The organism is Aquisalinus flavus, from assembly GCF_014640095.1.
Taxonomy (GTDB): Bacteria; Pseudomonadota; Alphaproteobacteria; order Caulobacterales; family Parvularculaceae; genus Aquisalinus; species Aquisalinus flavus.
Window position 1 is genome coordinate 1,092,669 of record NZ_BMGH01000001.1, and the last position, 13,898, is coordinate 1,106,566.

At 59.8% G+C, this 13,898-nt stretch carries 13 protein-coding genes; 11 read left to right on the plus strand and 2 right to left on the minus strand.

The window, feature by feature from the left end:
- Positions 1–51: 51 nt before the first annotated feature.
- From IEV88_RS04970 to parC, 9 genes are all read left to right on the plus strand, one after another.
- Positions 52–2,574: a RelA/SpoT family protein gene (locus IEV88_RS04970; RefSeq protein ID WP_188160160.1), complete on the plus strand. Its 2,523-nt coding sequence runs from the start codon at positions 52–54 to the stop codon at positions 2,572–2,574.
- A gap of 27 nt (positions 2,575–2,601) precedes the next feature.
- The gene (pyrE, locus tag IEV88_RS04975; RefSeq protein WP_188160548.1) at positions 2,602–3,186 is read left to right on the plus strand and encodes an orotate phosphoribosyltransferase; all 585 of its coding nucleotides are present in this window, start codon (positions 2,602–2,604) and stop codon (positions 3,184–3,186) included.
- Positions 3,186–3,980: a pyridoxine 5'-phosphate synthase gene (locus IEV88_RS04980; protein WP_188160161.1), complete on the plus strand. Its 795-nt coding sequence runs from the start codon at positions 3,186–3,188 to the stop codon at positions 3,978–3,980. Before pyrE ends, IEV88_RS04980 begins: the two co-directional genes overlap by 1 nt.
- Positions 3,981–3,985: 5 nt before the next feature.
- Positions 3,986–4,402: a holo-ACP synthase gene (gene acpS / locus IEV88_RS04985; protein ID WP_188160162.1), complete on the plus strand. Its 417-nt coding sequence runs from the start codon at positions 3,986–3,988 to the stop codon at positions 4,400–4,402.
- A 13-nt stretch (positions 4,403–4,415) separates the two neighbouring features.
- Complete coding sequence (gene lepB / locus IEV88_RS04990) at positions 4,416–5,234, plus strand: signal peptidase I (RefSeq protein ID WP_206711350.1); 819 nt, start codon at positions 4,416–4,418, stop codon at positions 5,232–5,234.
- A 4-nt stretch (positions 5,235–5,238) separates the two neighbouring features.
- Positions 5,239–5,949 carry a ribonuclease III gene (gene rnc / locus IEV88_RS04995; RefSeq protein ID WP_229731405.1) on the plus strand — a complete coding sequence of 237 codons (711 nt, stop codon included), beginning with the start codon at positions 5,239–5,241 and terminating at the stop codon, positions 5,947–5,949.
- Positions 5,933–6,889, plus strand: coding sequence for a GTPase Era (gene era, locus IEV88_RS05000; RefSeq protein ID WP_373291177.1), 957 nt, complete (start codon positions 5,933–5,935; stop codon positions 6,887–6,889). Before rnc ends, era begins: the two co-directional genes overlap by 17 nt.
- A 1-nt stretch (position 6,890) precedes the next feature.
- A complete protein-coding gene (gene recO / locus IEV88_RS05005) occupies positions 6,891–7,631 on the plus strand; it encodes a DNA repair protein RecO (RefSeq protein ID WP_188160165.1) in 741 nt (246 codons plus the stop codon).
- Positions 7,632–7,705: 74 nt separating this feature from the next.
- Complete coding sequence (gene parC, locus IEV88_RS05010) at positions 7,706–9,949, plus strand: DNA topoisomerase IV subunit A (protein WP_188160166.1); 2,244 nt, start codon at positions 7,706–7,708, stop codon at positions 9,947–9,949.
- Between the two features lie 99 nt (positions 9,950–10,048).
- Here the strand turns inward: parC and IEV88_RS05015 are convergent, their stop codons facing one another.
- Positions 10,049–10,726, minus strand: coding sequence for a DUF6498-containing protein (locus tag IEV88_RS05015; RefSeq protein WP_188160167.1), 678 nt, complete (start codon positions 10,724–10,726; stop codon positions 10,049–10,051).
- A gap of 109 nt (positions 10,727–10,835) precedes the next feature.
- Between IEV88_RS05015 and IEV88_RS05020 the strand changes: the two genes are divergently transcribed.
- Both IEV88_RS05020 and IEV88_RS05025 read left to right on the plus strand, forming a co-directional pair.
- Positions 10,836–11,402, plus strand: a complete 567-nt coding sequence (locus IEV88_RS05020; protein WP_188160168.1) for a LemA family protein — start codon at positions 10,836–10,838, stop codon at positions 11,400–11,402.
- A gap of 37 nt (positions 11,403–11,439) precedes the next feature.
- Positions 11,440–12,423, plus strand: coding sequence for a M48 family metallopeptidase (locus IEV88_RS05025; RefSeq protein WP_188160169.1), 984 nt, complete (start codon positions 11,440–11,442; stop codon positions 12,421–12,423).
- Here the strand turns inward: IEV88_RS05025 and IEV88_RS05030 are convergent.
- Positions 12,381–13,868, minus strand: a complete 1,488-nt coding sequence (locus IEV88_RS05030; protein WP_188160170.1) for a glycosyltransferase family protein — start codon at positions 13,866–13,868, stop codon at positions 12,381–12,383. The two genes, IEV88_RS05025 and IEV88_RS05030, sit on opposite strands and share 43 nt — an antisense overlap.
- Positions 13,869–13,898: the final 30 nt, after the last annotated feature.

Below are 13,898 nucleotides of genomic sequence, written 5' to 3' on the forward strand. Positions count from 1 at the left end.
GAGATTTCGGGCGCGGGCGCTGAACCGTCCGGCCTGACCGTCGGGTTGGAAATGAGCACTCAGAAAGCCGGAACGTCCAGAACTCATGAGACCACTGAAAAGGTTTCGTCTGCAGTCCAGAAGAAACCAGCGACGAAAACTGGAAAGAGTGAGGCTGCACGGGGTACTGGCGGCCAGACGGATACGGCTGTTCTACAGTCAGAAGAGACAGGAAAACTTCAACGTCCTGCTCGCGGCGCGAAAGAGAAAACATCGCGTGCGCCAGCGGATCCGGAAGGTCAGTCCGGGAGCGCAGCAAAAGCGCCAAAGACGGCAAAACCGGCGAAGAAGAGCGTAGCGCGCACAAGCTCCTATCCGGTCGGATTCATTCGTCAGTACGAACTGGTCGAGCGCGTCAAGGCCTATGATCCTGCGGCCGACGAGGACCTGCTCAACCGCGCCTATGTCTTCTCGATGAAGGCCCATGGCGGGCAGACGCGCTCATCCGGCGATCCCTATTTTACCCACCCTATTTCCGTCGCCGCGATCCTGACGGAGTTGAAGGCCGACCCGGAGACGATCGTCACCGCGCTGCTGCATGACACGGTCGAGGATACCGACACTACGGTCGAAGACATCGAGCGGCTTTTCGGGCCGTCTGTCGCTGAGCTGGTCGACGGGGTGACGAAGCTGTCACTGATGGAAATGCGCTCTGCCGAGACCAAGCAGGCTGAGAACTTCCGCAAGTTCGTCTTGGCCATGGCACAGGATGTTCGCGTGCTGCTAGTCAAGCTGGCGGATCGCCTGCACAACATGCGGACGCTGCATTACATCAAGCGCAAGGATAAGCGCCAGCGCATCGCCATGGAGACGATGCAGATCTACGCGCCGCTTGCCGGTCGAATCGGCGTGCAGAAATTCCGCGATGAGCTGGAGGACCTGTCCTTCAAATATCTCGACCCGGAAGGCTATACCGCGATCCGCGATGGCCTGCGCAAGCTCGGCAAGGATACGGTGCGCTCAGTCGTGCAGTTATCGCAGATGTTGCGTGAAAAGCTGGAAACTGCACGGGTCAGGGCCGAGGTCTACAGCCGCGAGAAGCGGCCATTTTCGATCTGGCGCAAGATGCAGCGCAAGGGCAACGCCTTCGATGAACTGGCGGATATCTATGCCTTCCGTGTTCTCGTCGACAGTGTCGAGGACTGCTACAAGGTATTGGGCGTCATCCACTCGTCCTTTCCGATGATCCCGCACGAATTCGACGATTACATCTCGGTGCCCAAGCCCAACAATTACCGTTCGATCCACACAGCCGTCCTGGCGCCGGTGGACGAAACCGGCGTTCGTCAGCGTGTCGAGATCCAGATCCGCACCAAGGAAATGCATGAAACTGCCGAACGCGGGATCGCTGCCCATTGGCGGTACAAGGACGAAACCTCCTTCTCCGCCGCTGGACGACAAATCGAGATCGACCGGGCAGGTCAGTTCGACCCCTATGAATGGGCACGAAATGCCGTTGAAATGCTGCAGCATGGGGACGATGTCGGAGAGTTCCTGGAAAACGCCAAGCTGGAACTATTCCAGGACACGATTTACTGTTTCACCCCCAAGGGCAGGGTCATCTCCCTGCCGGTCGGGGCGACGGCTATCGACTTTGCCTATTCCCTGCATACGGATATAGGCGATACATGCGTTGGCGCGCGCGTGAACGGGGTGACAAAGCCCTTGCGCACGCCATTACGCAATGGCGATGTCGTTTCAATCCTGCGCTCTGACAACGCTGCGATACCGCAGGACTGGGAGACGATGGCGGTCACCGGCCGGGCGAAGTCGGGGATCAAGCGGCGCATCAAGCAATTGCAGAAGAAAGAGCAGGTCAAGTTCGGCCACCGTATCCTTGAATCCGAATTCTCGACCCATGGCCTTTCATGGTCGGAAAGCTCGATCGAGGAAGCGCTCGACAAGCTGGGCTATGCAAGCGTCAAGAAAGTCTATGAGGCGGTCGGGTCGATGCGGCTCGATGCAAAGGCAGTCCGCCAGATCATCTATCCTGGTACGGATGGCACGGATCAGTCGAAACGCCGGCTGCGCCAGAGCTATGAGGGCGGCCACCAGCACTCGATCCCGATACAGGGTCTCACCGGCGGCGTGTCGTTCAGCTTCGCGCCATGCTGTTCGCCCCTGCCGGGCGAGCGGATCATCGGGCTTCCTGGCGACGATGGCAGCGTCCATGTGCATCGCATCGACTGCGACACTTTGGGCCGGACAGCGATTTCCGAGGAACGCTGGCTCGACCTGCGCTGGCGCAGCGATACGGAGGAGGAATTCATCGCACCGATCAAGGTGACGGTGAAGAACCGCACCGGCGCGCTCGCTCACGTCGCCCTGATGATGACGCAGTATGAAGCTGATATCCGCGATATCCGGCTGCGTCACCGCGAGGTCGACTTCAATGATATCCTGATCGACATCCTTGTGCGCGACGTGAAGCATCTGAGCAATGTCCTGACTGGCCTCAGGGCGTCGGAACACGTGCTTGCCGCCGAGCGCCGCACGGATGTAGAAACAGCTTCCATTCAAGAAGAAGGACGATAGACGATGGCAGTATCCGCCACGCACGCCATGACCAAGGACCAGGTTCTGGAGGAGTTTACCGCCTGCGGTGCCCTGATGAACGGTCATTTCATCCTGTCTTCCGGCCTGCGCAGCGATACATATCTGAATAAGTCCATCGTTTCCATGTATCCGGATCGCACGGCCCGCCTGTGCGCGGCTCTCGCGTTGAAGGCGCACGAAGAGTTGGGCGATGCGATCGATTATGTCATCTCGCCGGCCATGGGCGGCATCATATATGGCTACGAGACGGCCCGCTCTCTCGAGCTGCCATTCATGTATACCGAACGCGTCAACGGCCAGTTCGAGTTGCGCCGCGGTTTCCAGATCGAAGGAAATGGCCGTGTGCTGATTGTGGAGGACATTATATCGACTGGCCTGTCAGCGCGCGAGTGCGTCGAGGCGGTCAAGCGCCATGGCGGCACACCGCTCGCCGTTGCCTGCCTGATCGACCGCTCGGGTGGCAAGGCGAATGTGGGTCTGCCGATCCTGCCGCTGGCCGAACTCGATGTGCCGGCCTATCGCTCCGACCAGTTGCCTGATCATCTGAAAAACGTCCCGCCCGTGAAACCCGGCAGCCGGGGGCTCTCCTGATGGTCGAGCGCGAGCCATTACAGCGTAATCCGGCGGCGGACGAGCCGCGCGCGCGTCTTGGCGTGAATATCGACCACGTCGCCACGTTGAGAAATGCCCGCGGCGGCGCGAACCCCGATCCGATCCGCGCGGCCCTGCTGGCGGCGTCGGCCGGCGCTGATGGCATCACAGCGCATCTGCGCGAGGATCGCCGCCATATCCGCGACGAGGACATGTACCGCCTGAAGGACGAAGTCGGCCTGCCACTGAATTTCGAAATGGCAGCGACCGAGGAAATGCTGGCGATCAGCCTCGACGTCCACCCGCATGCGGTCTGCCTCGTGCCGGAGAAGCGGACGGAGCGCACGACGGAAGGCGGACTCGATGTCGCCGGGCAGCGGCATATGCTTGCCGGGTTCGTCGACCGGCTCGGCGAGGCGGGTATCCGCGTGTCGCTGTTCATAGACCCGCAGGAAGCGCAGGTCCGGGCGGCGGCTGAGTTGGGCGCCCCGGTCATCGAACTGCATACCGGCGCCTATCATCAGGCTGCCCTCGCCACGACACCGGCCCGCATCCAGGACGAGTTCGACAAGATCGAAGCGGCAGCGACGCTGGGCCAGGATCTCGGCCTTGAAATCCATGCCGGTCACGGTCTCGATTTTTACAACGTACAGCCGATTGCCGGCCTGCCGATGATCCGCGAGCTCAATATCGGCCATTTCCTGATCGGCGAGTCGGTCTTCATGGGGCTGCATGAGGCGATCCGCGAAATGCGCCGCCTGATCGACGATGCCCGCTCGGGCATGCTGGTATAGCGCCCATGATCATCGGTCTCGGCAATGATCTCATCGACATCCGCCGCGTTGAAAAGACGCTGGAGCGGCACGGCGCGCGATTCACCGGGCGCCTGTTCACGGAGGTCGAAAAGGCGAAATCCGACCGCCGTCACAACCGCGCTGCCAGCTATGCCAAGCGCTTCGCCGCCAAGGAAGCCTGCGCCAAGGCGCTCGGCACCGGCCTCTCACGCGGCGTTTTCTGGCGCGATATGGGAGTGATCAACCTGCCGGGTGGCAAGCCGTCCTTGCAATTGACTGGTGGCGCAGCCAAAAGACTGGAACAGATCACGCCTGCCGGCATGAAAGCCGAAATCCACCTGACAATCACCGACGATTTTCCGTTGGCGCAGGCAATTGTCATCATATACGCTGTTCCGGACCGGGACAGGGTTGAACAGTAAGCAGGACTTGCGCATGAAATCTGTAAAAGAGCTTATCTCCGGCAAGGGTGGTATGGAAGGTGAGCGGATCGGCAAGTCCGGCGGGGATGAAATGACCCCGGCAGAAGAAGCATGGGACATTCTCAAGACCATTCTTCTTGCGGTCGCGATAACCCTGGTTTTCAGGATGGTTGCCTGGCAGCCCTTCAACATTCCGTCGGGCTCGATGCGGCCGAACCTGCTGGTCGGTGACTTCCTCGTCGTTTCCAAATTCGAGTATGGCTATTCCAAGGCGTCGCTGATCTACCCGCTGACGCGCCTGCCGGTTGAAGGACGACTGTTCGGCAGTGAACCGGACCGAGGCGAGGTCGTCGTGTTCAAGAACCAGGCGGATCGCAACCGCGATTATATCAAGCGCGTCATCGGGGTGCCCGGCGACAAGGTGCAGATGATTGGCGGCGTTCTGTACCTCAACGATCAGGCGGTGCCCCGCCAGCAAGTCAGCGACGATCCGGTCTGGTGCAACAATACCCGCGGCAATGCTGCGAGCTATATCGAGACCCTGCCCAATGGCGTCACCTACAGGATCCAGGAATGCGAAGGCGATAACGACCAGCTTGACAATATCGGGCCGCTCTTCGTGCCCGCCGGTCACTACTTCATGATGGGCGACAATCGCGACAATTCGCAGGACAGCCGCACGCCGCAGGTCGGCTTCGTGCCGGCTGACCAGATTGTCGGTCGCGCGCAGCGCCTGGTCTTTTCTGTCGATGGGCATGACACCAATATCTTCCAGTTCTGGAACTGGCCAACCCATATCCGCTGGGGCCGGATATTCGACCCGGTGGAGTAGGCCGTTGACTGATCAAGGGCACGACAAACTCGCCGCCCTCGAGGACAGGATCGACCATCGCTTCAGGGATAGAAGCCTTCTCGAACGGGCGGTGACCCATTCGAGCCTGTCCGGATCGGGTACAGTGCGCGATCTGGAAAGGCTGGAATTCCTCGGTGACCGGGTCCTTGGGTTGCTAACGGCGGAAACGCTGTGGCGCCGCTTTCCGGATTATTCAGAAGGCGACATGGCGCCGCGCCTGAACGCTCTGGTACGCAAGGAGACCTGCGCCAATGCGGCGCGCGCTATCGGTCTTGCCGATGCGCTGCGGATGTCGGCGTCCGAAGAGGATGCCGGCGGCCGGGACAAGGATGCGATCCTCGGCGATGCCTGTGAAGCCCTGCTTGGTGCACTTTATGTTGATGGCGGATTGAAAGCGGCGCAGAAGGTGTTCGACGTCTATTGGGGCGCGAATTTCGACAAGCTCGCTGCGCGCTTCATGGATGCCAAGACTGCCCTGCAAGAATGGGCGCAAAGCGAGCGCAAGAACGCGCCCGTCTACAAGACCATCTCGACCGATGGCCCGGCCCATGCGCCTGTCTTCGTGGTCGAGGCAATTGTTGCGGGCCTGAAACCGGCAAAAGGCGAGGCGGGTTCCAAACGAGCGGCGCAGATGCTTGCGGCTCAGGCCATATTGTTGCGTGAAAAGATCTGGACGGATAACGACATTGACTGATGACCCCACCCATTGCGGCTTTGTGACGGTGCTCGGCGCACCGAACGCCGGCAAATCGACCCTCGTCAACCAGATGGTTGGCGCCAAAGTATCTATCGTGACCCACAAGGTGCAGACGACGCGTGCCCGGATTCGCGGCGTCGCCGTGCACGGACAAACGCAGATCGTCTATACCGATACGCCCGGCATATTCCAGCCGCGCCGCAAGCTCGACGAGGCCATGGTCTCCGCCGCCTGGGAAGGCAATGAGGGCGCTGACGTCACGCTGTTGATGGTCGATGCGCCAGCCTACTATGAAAATCTCAAGGGGGATGCGAAAGCGGCGGCGCGCAAGTCGGCTGCCGACACCGATCGTATCGTCGAGGGGCTGAAATTGGCTGGCGTCAAGGCGATCCTCGTCCTGAACAAGATCGACCTGATGCCGAGCGATCATCTGCTCGCCATTACAGCAACCCTGAACGAGACTGCGGACTTCACCGAGACGTTCATGATCTCGGCGGAGAAGCGCCGCGGTCTGGAGACGCTGCGCGACTATCTCATCTCCCGAATGCCGGAGGGGCCTTGGATGTACCCGGAGGATCAGCTCTCCGACATTTCAGATCGGCTGATGGCGGCGGAGGTGACGCGCGAGAAACTTTTCCTGCGCCTGCACCAGGAACTGCCCTATGCGCTGACCGTGGAAACGGAAAGCTGGAAGGAGCAGAAAGGCGGCGATATCCGGATCGAGCAGGTGATCTATGTCGAACGCGACGGCCAGAAGAAACTGGTCCTGGGCGCGGGCGGTCATACGATCAAGGCGATCGGCCAGGCGGCGCGCGAGGAACTGCAACAGATGCTGGACGTCAAGGTGCATCTGTTCCTGTTCGTGAAGGTGCGCGAGAACTGGTCGTCAGACCCGGCACGCTATCGCGAGATGGGGCTGGAAGCCCCCAAGGGCTGATATGCAGTTCACGGATGAAGGCATCGTCCTCAGCGCCCAGCCCCATGGCGAGAACCATGCCGTCGTCAATATCTTTACCCCGTCGGCCGGTCGTGTCGCCGCGCTCGTTCATGGCGGGCAGGGCAAGACACGCCAGCCGGTGATCCAGCAGGGCAACACCGTCTCTGCCACGTGGAAAGGCCGGACGGAAGACAGCCTCGGTCACTTCTCGCTCGAACTTGTGGAACCGCGCGCCGCGACGCTGATGCAGGACGCGCTGGCGCTGACCGGGCTGACGGCAGCGACGTCGCTCCTGTCGCTCTGTTTGCCGGAACGCCAGTCCCTGCCACAGCTCTATGATGCGACCAAGGTCCTGTTCGATCTGATGGAGGACAGCGACGTCTGGCCGGTGATCATGGTCAAATGGGAACTGGGGCTGCTAGCGGCCGTCGGCTACGGCCTGATCCTCGATCGCTGCGTGGCAAGCGGCGCGACGCTGGAGGATGGCGCCGACCTGACCTTCGTATCGCCCCGCTCCGGCGGTGCCGTCAGCTATGACGCCGGCATGCCCTACAAGGACCGCCTTCTGCCCCTGCCGCCCTTTCTCATCGCGCGCGGGGAGCCGGATGTCGGCGATATGCTGGCCGGTTTCGCCCTGACCGGGCATTTCCTGGAAGAGCGCATCCTGTTTCCCGCCGACCGCCAGCTGCCCGATGCCCGCCAGCGGCTGCTGACCCGGCTGAAACAGAAATATCGAGGCTGAGACTGGAAAAGAAGTGAGGTAAAGGCCCTCGCAAACGCTTGCCAGCGGGCTGCGATGCGCTCTACTCAAGGGGCATGAGCGACCTGAATGAAGATATTTTCCTCGAGCCCCTGTCCGATGCGCTGTCCCGGCGATATCTCGCCTATGCGCTGTCCACCATCACCTCGCGGGCGCTGCCCGATGTGCGCGACGGGCTGAAGCCAGTCCAGCGCCGCATCCTTTATGCCATGCTGCAGATGAAGCTGACGCCAACCGGGGCGCACAAGAAATCTGCGCGTGTCGTCGGTGATGTCATCGGTAAATATCACCCGCATGGCGATGCGTCGATCTATGACGCGCTGGTGCGTATGGCACAGGACTTTGCCTCGCGCTTCCCGCTTGTCGACGGGCAGGGCAATTTCGGCAATATCGACGGCGACAACGCCGCCGCCATGCGATACACCGAATGCCGCACGACCGAAGGCACCATGTTGCTGCTTGAGGGAATCGATCAGGACACGGTCGATTTTCGCGAGAATTATGATGGCAACGATACAGAGCCGTCTGTCCTGCCAGCAGCCTTCCCGAACCTGCTCGCAAACGGTACGACCGGTATCGCTGTCGGCATGGCGACCTCCATCCCCCCGCACAATGTCGCCGAACTGATCGACGCCGCGATCCATATCATCAAGGCACCGAACGCCAAGGCAGAGACGCTGGTCGAGAAATACGTCAAGGGGCCGGACTTCCCGACCGGTGGTGTTCTCGTCGAGCCGCAGGCGTCGATGATCGAAGCCTATGCGACCGGCAGGGGGTCCTTCCGCGTCCGCGCCAGATGGGAAAAGGAAGAACTCACCCGCGGCAAGTACCAGATCGTCATCACCGAGATTCCCTATCAGGTCCAGAAGTCGCGCCTGATCGAGAAAATTGCCGAGCTGATCCAGACCCGCAAGTTGCCGATCCTGTCGGATGTGCGCGACGAGTCCGCCGAGGATATCCGTCTCGTCCTCGAGCCTAAATCGCAGAACATCGATGCAGCGGTGCTGATGGAAACCGTCTTCAAGCTGACGGATCTGGAAAGCCGCATTTCCCTGAACCTCAACGTGCTCGATGCGCAGGGTACACCGCGCGTCATGTCGCTGCGCGAAGTGCTGCAGGCCTTTCTCGACCATCGCAAGGAAGTGCTGGTCCGCCGCTCGAACTATCGCCTCGGCAAGATCCAGCATCGCCTCGAAATCCTCGATGGCTATCTCATCGCCTTCCTAAATCTCGACGAGGTTATCCGCATCATCCGGGAAGAAGATGAGCCCAAGAAAGAGCTGATGGCGACGTTCAAGCTGACGGATGTGCAGGCCGAGGCGATCCTCAATATGCGGCTTCGCTCTCTGCGCAAGCTCGAGGAGATGGAGCTGAAGACAGAGCACAAGGAGTTGAAGAAAGAGCAGAAGGAGCTGAATGCGCTTCTCAAGTCCGATGACGCCCAGTGGAAGAAGATCACTGACGAATTGCGTGAGACGCGCAAGAGCTTCGATCCGAAATCCGGTATCGGCAAGCGCAGGACCGAGATTGCCGATGCCCCTGCCGAAATCGAGGTCAATCTCGACGACCTGATCGAGAAGGAGCCTGTTACCGTCATCCTGTCCGACAAGGGCTGGGTGCGGACGATGAAAGGCCATGTCGAGAACATGGCCGACATCAAGTACAAGGAAGGCGACAAGGAAGGGCATGTCCTGTACGCCATGACCAATGAAAAGGTCATGCTGTTCGGCACCAATGGGAAGTTCTATACGCTCGATGTGAGGGATCTGCCCGGGGGGCGTGGCAATGGCGAACCGATCCGCTTGATGATCGATCTCGGCAATGATGAATCGATTGCAGAGGTCTTCGTATTCAAGGGCGGGCGCACGCTCCTGCTGGCGTCGACTGCCGGGCACGGGTTTTTCGCCAATGAGGACGATATTTTGGCGACAACGAAGAAGGGCAAGCAGGTTCTCAATGTTTCGTCAGGCTCGGAAGCCATTGTTTGCCGTCTGATGGACGAGGCGCCGGGCAAGGACACTATGCTTGCCTCGCTCGGCACTAACCGCAAGCTGCTCATCTTCCCGGCGGAGGAATTGCCGACGATGAGCCGCGGCAAGGGCGTCGTGCTGCAGAAGGTGACCGGCGGCAGTCTCGCCGATGCCAAGACTTTCAGCAAAAAGGACGAACTGAGCTGGAAGGACCGGGCAGGGCGCGTGCAGTCGGAGGCCGGGTGGAAAGACTGGCTCGGCAAACGGGCTCAGGCGGGCAAAATCGTGCCGAAGGGCTTCTCCCGCACATTGAGTTTCGGCAAGGATTAGACCAACCTTCATCCATATCGAATCATTTGAATGCAGAAAAGTTATTCGCTACCAAAATGTTAGAGCAGCTTGTCTGCGTCTAAAAAGACGCCGGCTGCTCTAAACCGCCTTGCCGTCTTGCTCGCTATTGCCGGGAACGGTGTCCGTGAACGGGCTTTCCTTGCCCTTGAACACGTCCTCATACGGAAAGAAGTAGAAGGCGAGCAAAAGCCAGAGGACCAGCTCCTGTTTTATCAGCAGGGAGGTGAAGCCGATGAGGATGATCATCAGGTGGTTCTTCACCACGGCGAGATAGGGCGCGAACAGATTGAAGGTCCTGCCTTCCCTGGCTGCGTTGATGAGCGCCATGCTCCGCTCCGCCATGGTGACCGTCACGAATGGCCAATACAGAGCCAGGGTGGTCAGGATGATCGTCTTGAAACCGGTGTCCGCGTCAATCCCCTCGACAGGAAAGAACATCTTCAGGAACTGCGCGTGGCCGAAGTGAAAACCGCCGAAGTGAACGGTGAAGAAGGCAAGCAGGAACAGGCCAAGCGCGATCATCGCGCTTGCAGGCGGGCGCGTCTCGACACTCACAGGGATTTTCCCGCCGAAACCGTCGCTATACATGATCTGATGACCGGAAGTCAGGATCGTCACGACAATCCAGGCGTAACCGGTGACGAGGCTCGAAATCCACATGCTCCAGGCGATATCGGCAGCGCGCCAATCCTGCAGCCAGGCGATCAGCACGGTCAGGGCGAACAGGCCGGCATTTCTGACATGATGCAGATGCATCGCTTTTCTTCCCCCTTGATTTCGAACAATTAATTCAATGTTTTTTTGATCGAAGCAAGTTATGGTGATTTCAATTCAGCTATCCGCCTATCGCGCAGGGAGAGAGTAAATGATTTCACTTCTGGTTCTTGTCGGCCTCGTCGTCGTCGTCGGCCTTTTCGTCATCGGGATCTACAACCGGATCGTCAACCTCAATCAGCGCGCCGACCAGGCCTTTGCCGATGTCGATGTGCAGTTGAAACAGCGGCAGGACCTCGTACCCAATCTCGTCGAGACGGTTAAGGGGTATGCCAGCCACGAAAAAGAGACGCTCGACGCCGTCATTACTGCCCGCAACTCCGCGGTCGCGGCCAACGGCCCGGCCGATCAGGCGCAGGCGGAAGGCATGCTCAGCCAGGCGCTCGGCCGCCTGTTCGCCCTTGCCGAGGCCTATCCCGACCTGAAGGCGAACACGAACTTCCTCGAACTGCAGCGCGAGCTTTCCGACATCGAGAACAAGATCGCCGCCGCGCGCCGCTTCTTCAACAATTCGATCCAGGAATACAATACGGCGATCATGCAGATCCCGGGAAATTTCGTCGCCCCGATGGGCAATTTCAGCAAGCGCGATTTCTTCGAGATCCCAGAATCCAGCCGGGCAGAAGCCGAAACGGCACCGCAGGTCAGCTTCAATTGATCTGTTGGTGTCCCTGAGTTCGTGAAAGGCTGACCCGATGGGCGCCTATGGTCTGCAGTCCCATATCTGGAACAATAATCTGAAGTCGATCCTGCTGCTGATCGGTTTTCCGGTTCTCTTGTGCCTGTTGATCTATGCGCTTTTTCTGCTGATGGTCGGGGTCGGTGGCTCAGGCAGCCTGGCGACGGCAGGGGCTGAATCCCTCGACCTGACCCTGCGGTTCTGGCCCCTCGCTATAGGGGCGGCAGCGATCTGGTTTGCCATCGCGTGGTTCTCTCACGATGCAATGATCCGCGCGGTTACCGGGGCAAAGGGGCTGGAGCGGCGGGATAATCCGGAACTCTATAACCTTCTGGAGAATCTCTGCATCGAGCGCGGCATCACCATGCCGCGCCTTGCGATCATCGAAACGCCGGCGCTGAATGCCTTCGCCAGCGGAATGCAGGACAAGGATTATACGATCACTGTCACGAGCGGCCTTCTCGATACGCTGGACAAGCGTGAGCTTCGGGCGGTGCTGGCACATGAACTGACGCATATCCGTAACCGCGATGTGCGCCTGCTGGTGATCGCCGTCATTTTTGTCGGCATTTTTTCCTTTTTTGGAGAAATCGTCTTCCGGCGGATGTTTTATATCGGCAGAAGAACAAGCGGTTATTCCAGCGGCCGGAATGGTGACAGCCGGGGTGGTGGTGTGATCATCCTCATCGCTGTCGCCATCATCGTCATCGCCTATCTGCTCGCGCTCGCGATCCGCTTTTCCCTGTCGCGCAAGCGGGAGTATCTGGCGGATGCCGGGGCCGTCGACCTGACCCGGGATCCGGACGCAATGATCTCTGCCCTGAGGAAAATCTCCGCCAACTCGCAATTCGATGCGCCAAATGACGTGCGCCAGATGGCCGTCCACAACTCCCAGGCCTTTGCAGGCATCTTCACCACCCACCCGCCGGTCGATAAACGGATCGAGGCGCTTGTCGATTATGCCGGCGGCATCGGGGCCCCGGCAGGCGATCCTGCCTGATACTCCTTATGGCAGACCTGGTAGCCATAGGGGAAGGTCGCATTCCGGGCGAACCGTAGAGGCGCCGCGCGCATTTCCTCTTCATCACATTGCCATTCTGCGCCGAGCACGATTGCGTTGTCGGCGCGGGTAAAGGTACTGACGATCAGGATCGATGCAGCATCGGCGGGGATATTGCCCTGGGTCTTCGGGGCATAGACCCTCAGCCGCGGCTCGCGCGCCTTCAGCGTGGCCGCGAAGTGAGCACTATTGCTGAGGATCGCGTCATGGCCTGCCGCCTTAACCAATGCCTCGTCGGCAATGAATGTATAGGGATGGTTTTCAACGGAATATTCTCCTGTTGCCCCATCGATGAACGGTTCCGCCGCTCTCATGGTGCCAAAGGCAATCAACCAGATGCCGAGAAAGACGGCGACCAACAGATTGGTACGGTTGCCGTGCGCCCGAGAAAACCAGCTGGCCGCGACCGGCGCCAGCATAATCATGGCCGGCGCCAGCCAGCGGTCGCGGACGACATCGACGTTGGCGACCAGGATGACCACGCAAAACAGACCGAGGACCATGGCGGTGCTGACCAGAAAGAATCTCTCGCTGCGGATGATCCCGTAGCCGGGCTGCGCCCGGCTCACGCTGGTCTTGCCGAGCCGGGAGCCTGCTATCCAAAGGGCCAGGAACATCAACCCGCCTTCCATCAGCATCGATGAGGCGAAATCGATCATCCCGGCGAGGCGGCGCGAGCCTTCCCCGGTCGCAAGGAATTCCGATAAGCCGGTCTGTACCGGCGCCTGGTTGAACACCATCAGCAGATAGATCGGGCTCGCGATCGCAACAGCTCCCAGAGCGGCCACCAATAAACGGACGATGGTCTCGCGTGGCGGGCGGATCAGGAATACAAACGCCCCGATCTGGCCGGCCATGATCAGGAGCATGGTGTATTTGGAGAGTAATCCCCCGGCCCAAACCAGAGCCAGAAACACGAGCGACGTTGGCATCCTCAGGCCGTCGCGACCGATGAAGAACGCGAAGCTGCCGACAGAAAAGGCGATGAGCGATGCCGTGTGCGTATATTCGCGCAGCATGTCCTCGTTCATCGTCGGGATGAGGAACATTGCCGTAGCGGCGATGAAGCCGGCGCGGCCGGAGCCGGTCATCGTCTGCGTCATGCGGAATATGACAATCACAGCCGCGACGACGCCGGCATATTTTACGATATCGGGCACGAGGATGAAATAGCTGGTGATATTCAGAAGCAGCGTCGTCAGCCAGGTGAGGACCGGCATCTGCTCATCATAGGTCCATGACAGGGTCTGGGAATAGACGACAAGTTCGGCCTGGTCGTGGACCAGAATGCCGACGACATACCTGGATATCAGTGTCGCCGCGATGACTAAGGCGAGGATCGAATAGAGCGCCATGCGCTCGGCGGGTCCGCTCCTCGCTGTCATGCCGGTCCCTCAGATACTCCGCTTCTCACG

Coding starts and splice junctions, on each gene's coding strand:
- IEV88_RS04970 (WP_188160160.1), top strand. CDS start 52: ATGAGCACTCAGAAAGCCGGAACGTCCAGAACTCATGAGACCACTGAA.
- pyrE (WP_188160548.1), top strand. CDS start 2,602: ATGACCAAGGACCAGGTTCTGGAGGAGTTTACCGCCTGCGGTGCCCTG.
- IEV88_RS04980 (WP_188160161.1), top strand. CDS start 3,186: ATGGTCGAGCGCGAGCCATTACAGCGTAATCCGGCGGCGGACGAGCCG.
- acpS (WP_188160162.1), top strand. CDS start 3,986: ATGATCATCGGTCTCGGCAATGATCTCATCGACATCCGCCGCGTTGAA.
- lepB (WP_206711350.1), top strand. CDS start 4,416: ATGAAATCTGTAAAAGAGCTTATCTCCGGCAAGGGTGGTATGGAAGGT.
- recO (WP_188160165.1), top strand. CDS start 6,891: ATGCAGTTCACGGATGAAGGCATCGTCCTCAGCGCCCAGCCCCATGGC.
- parC (WP_188160166.1), top strand. CDS start 7,706: ATGAGCGACCTGAATGAAGATATTTTCCTCGAGCCCCTGTCCGATGCG.
- IEV88_RS05015 (WP_188160167.1), bottom strand. CDS start 10,726: ATGCATCTGCATCATGTCAGAAATGCCGGCCTGTTCGCCCTGACCGTG.
- IEV88_RS05020 (WP_188160168.1), top strand. CDS start 10,836: ATGATTTCACTTCTGGTTCTTGTCGGCCTCGTCGTCGTCGTCGGCCTT.
- IEV88_RS05025 (WP_188160169.1), top strand. CDS start 11,440: ATGGGCGCCTATGGTCTGCAGTCCCATATCTGGAACAATAATCTGAAG.
- IEV88_RS05030 (WP_188160170.1), bottom strand. CDS start 13,868: ATGACAGCGAGGAGCGGACCCGCCGAGCGCATGGCGCTCTATTCGATC.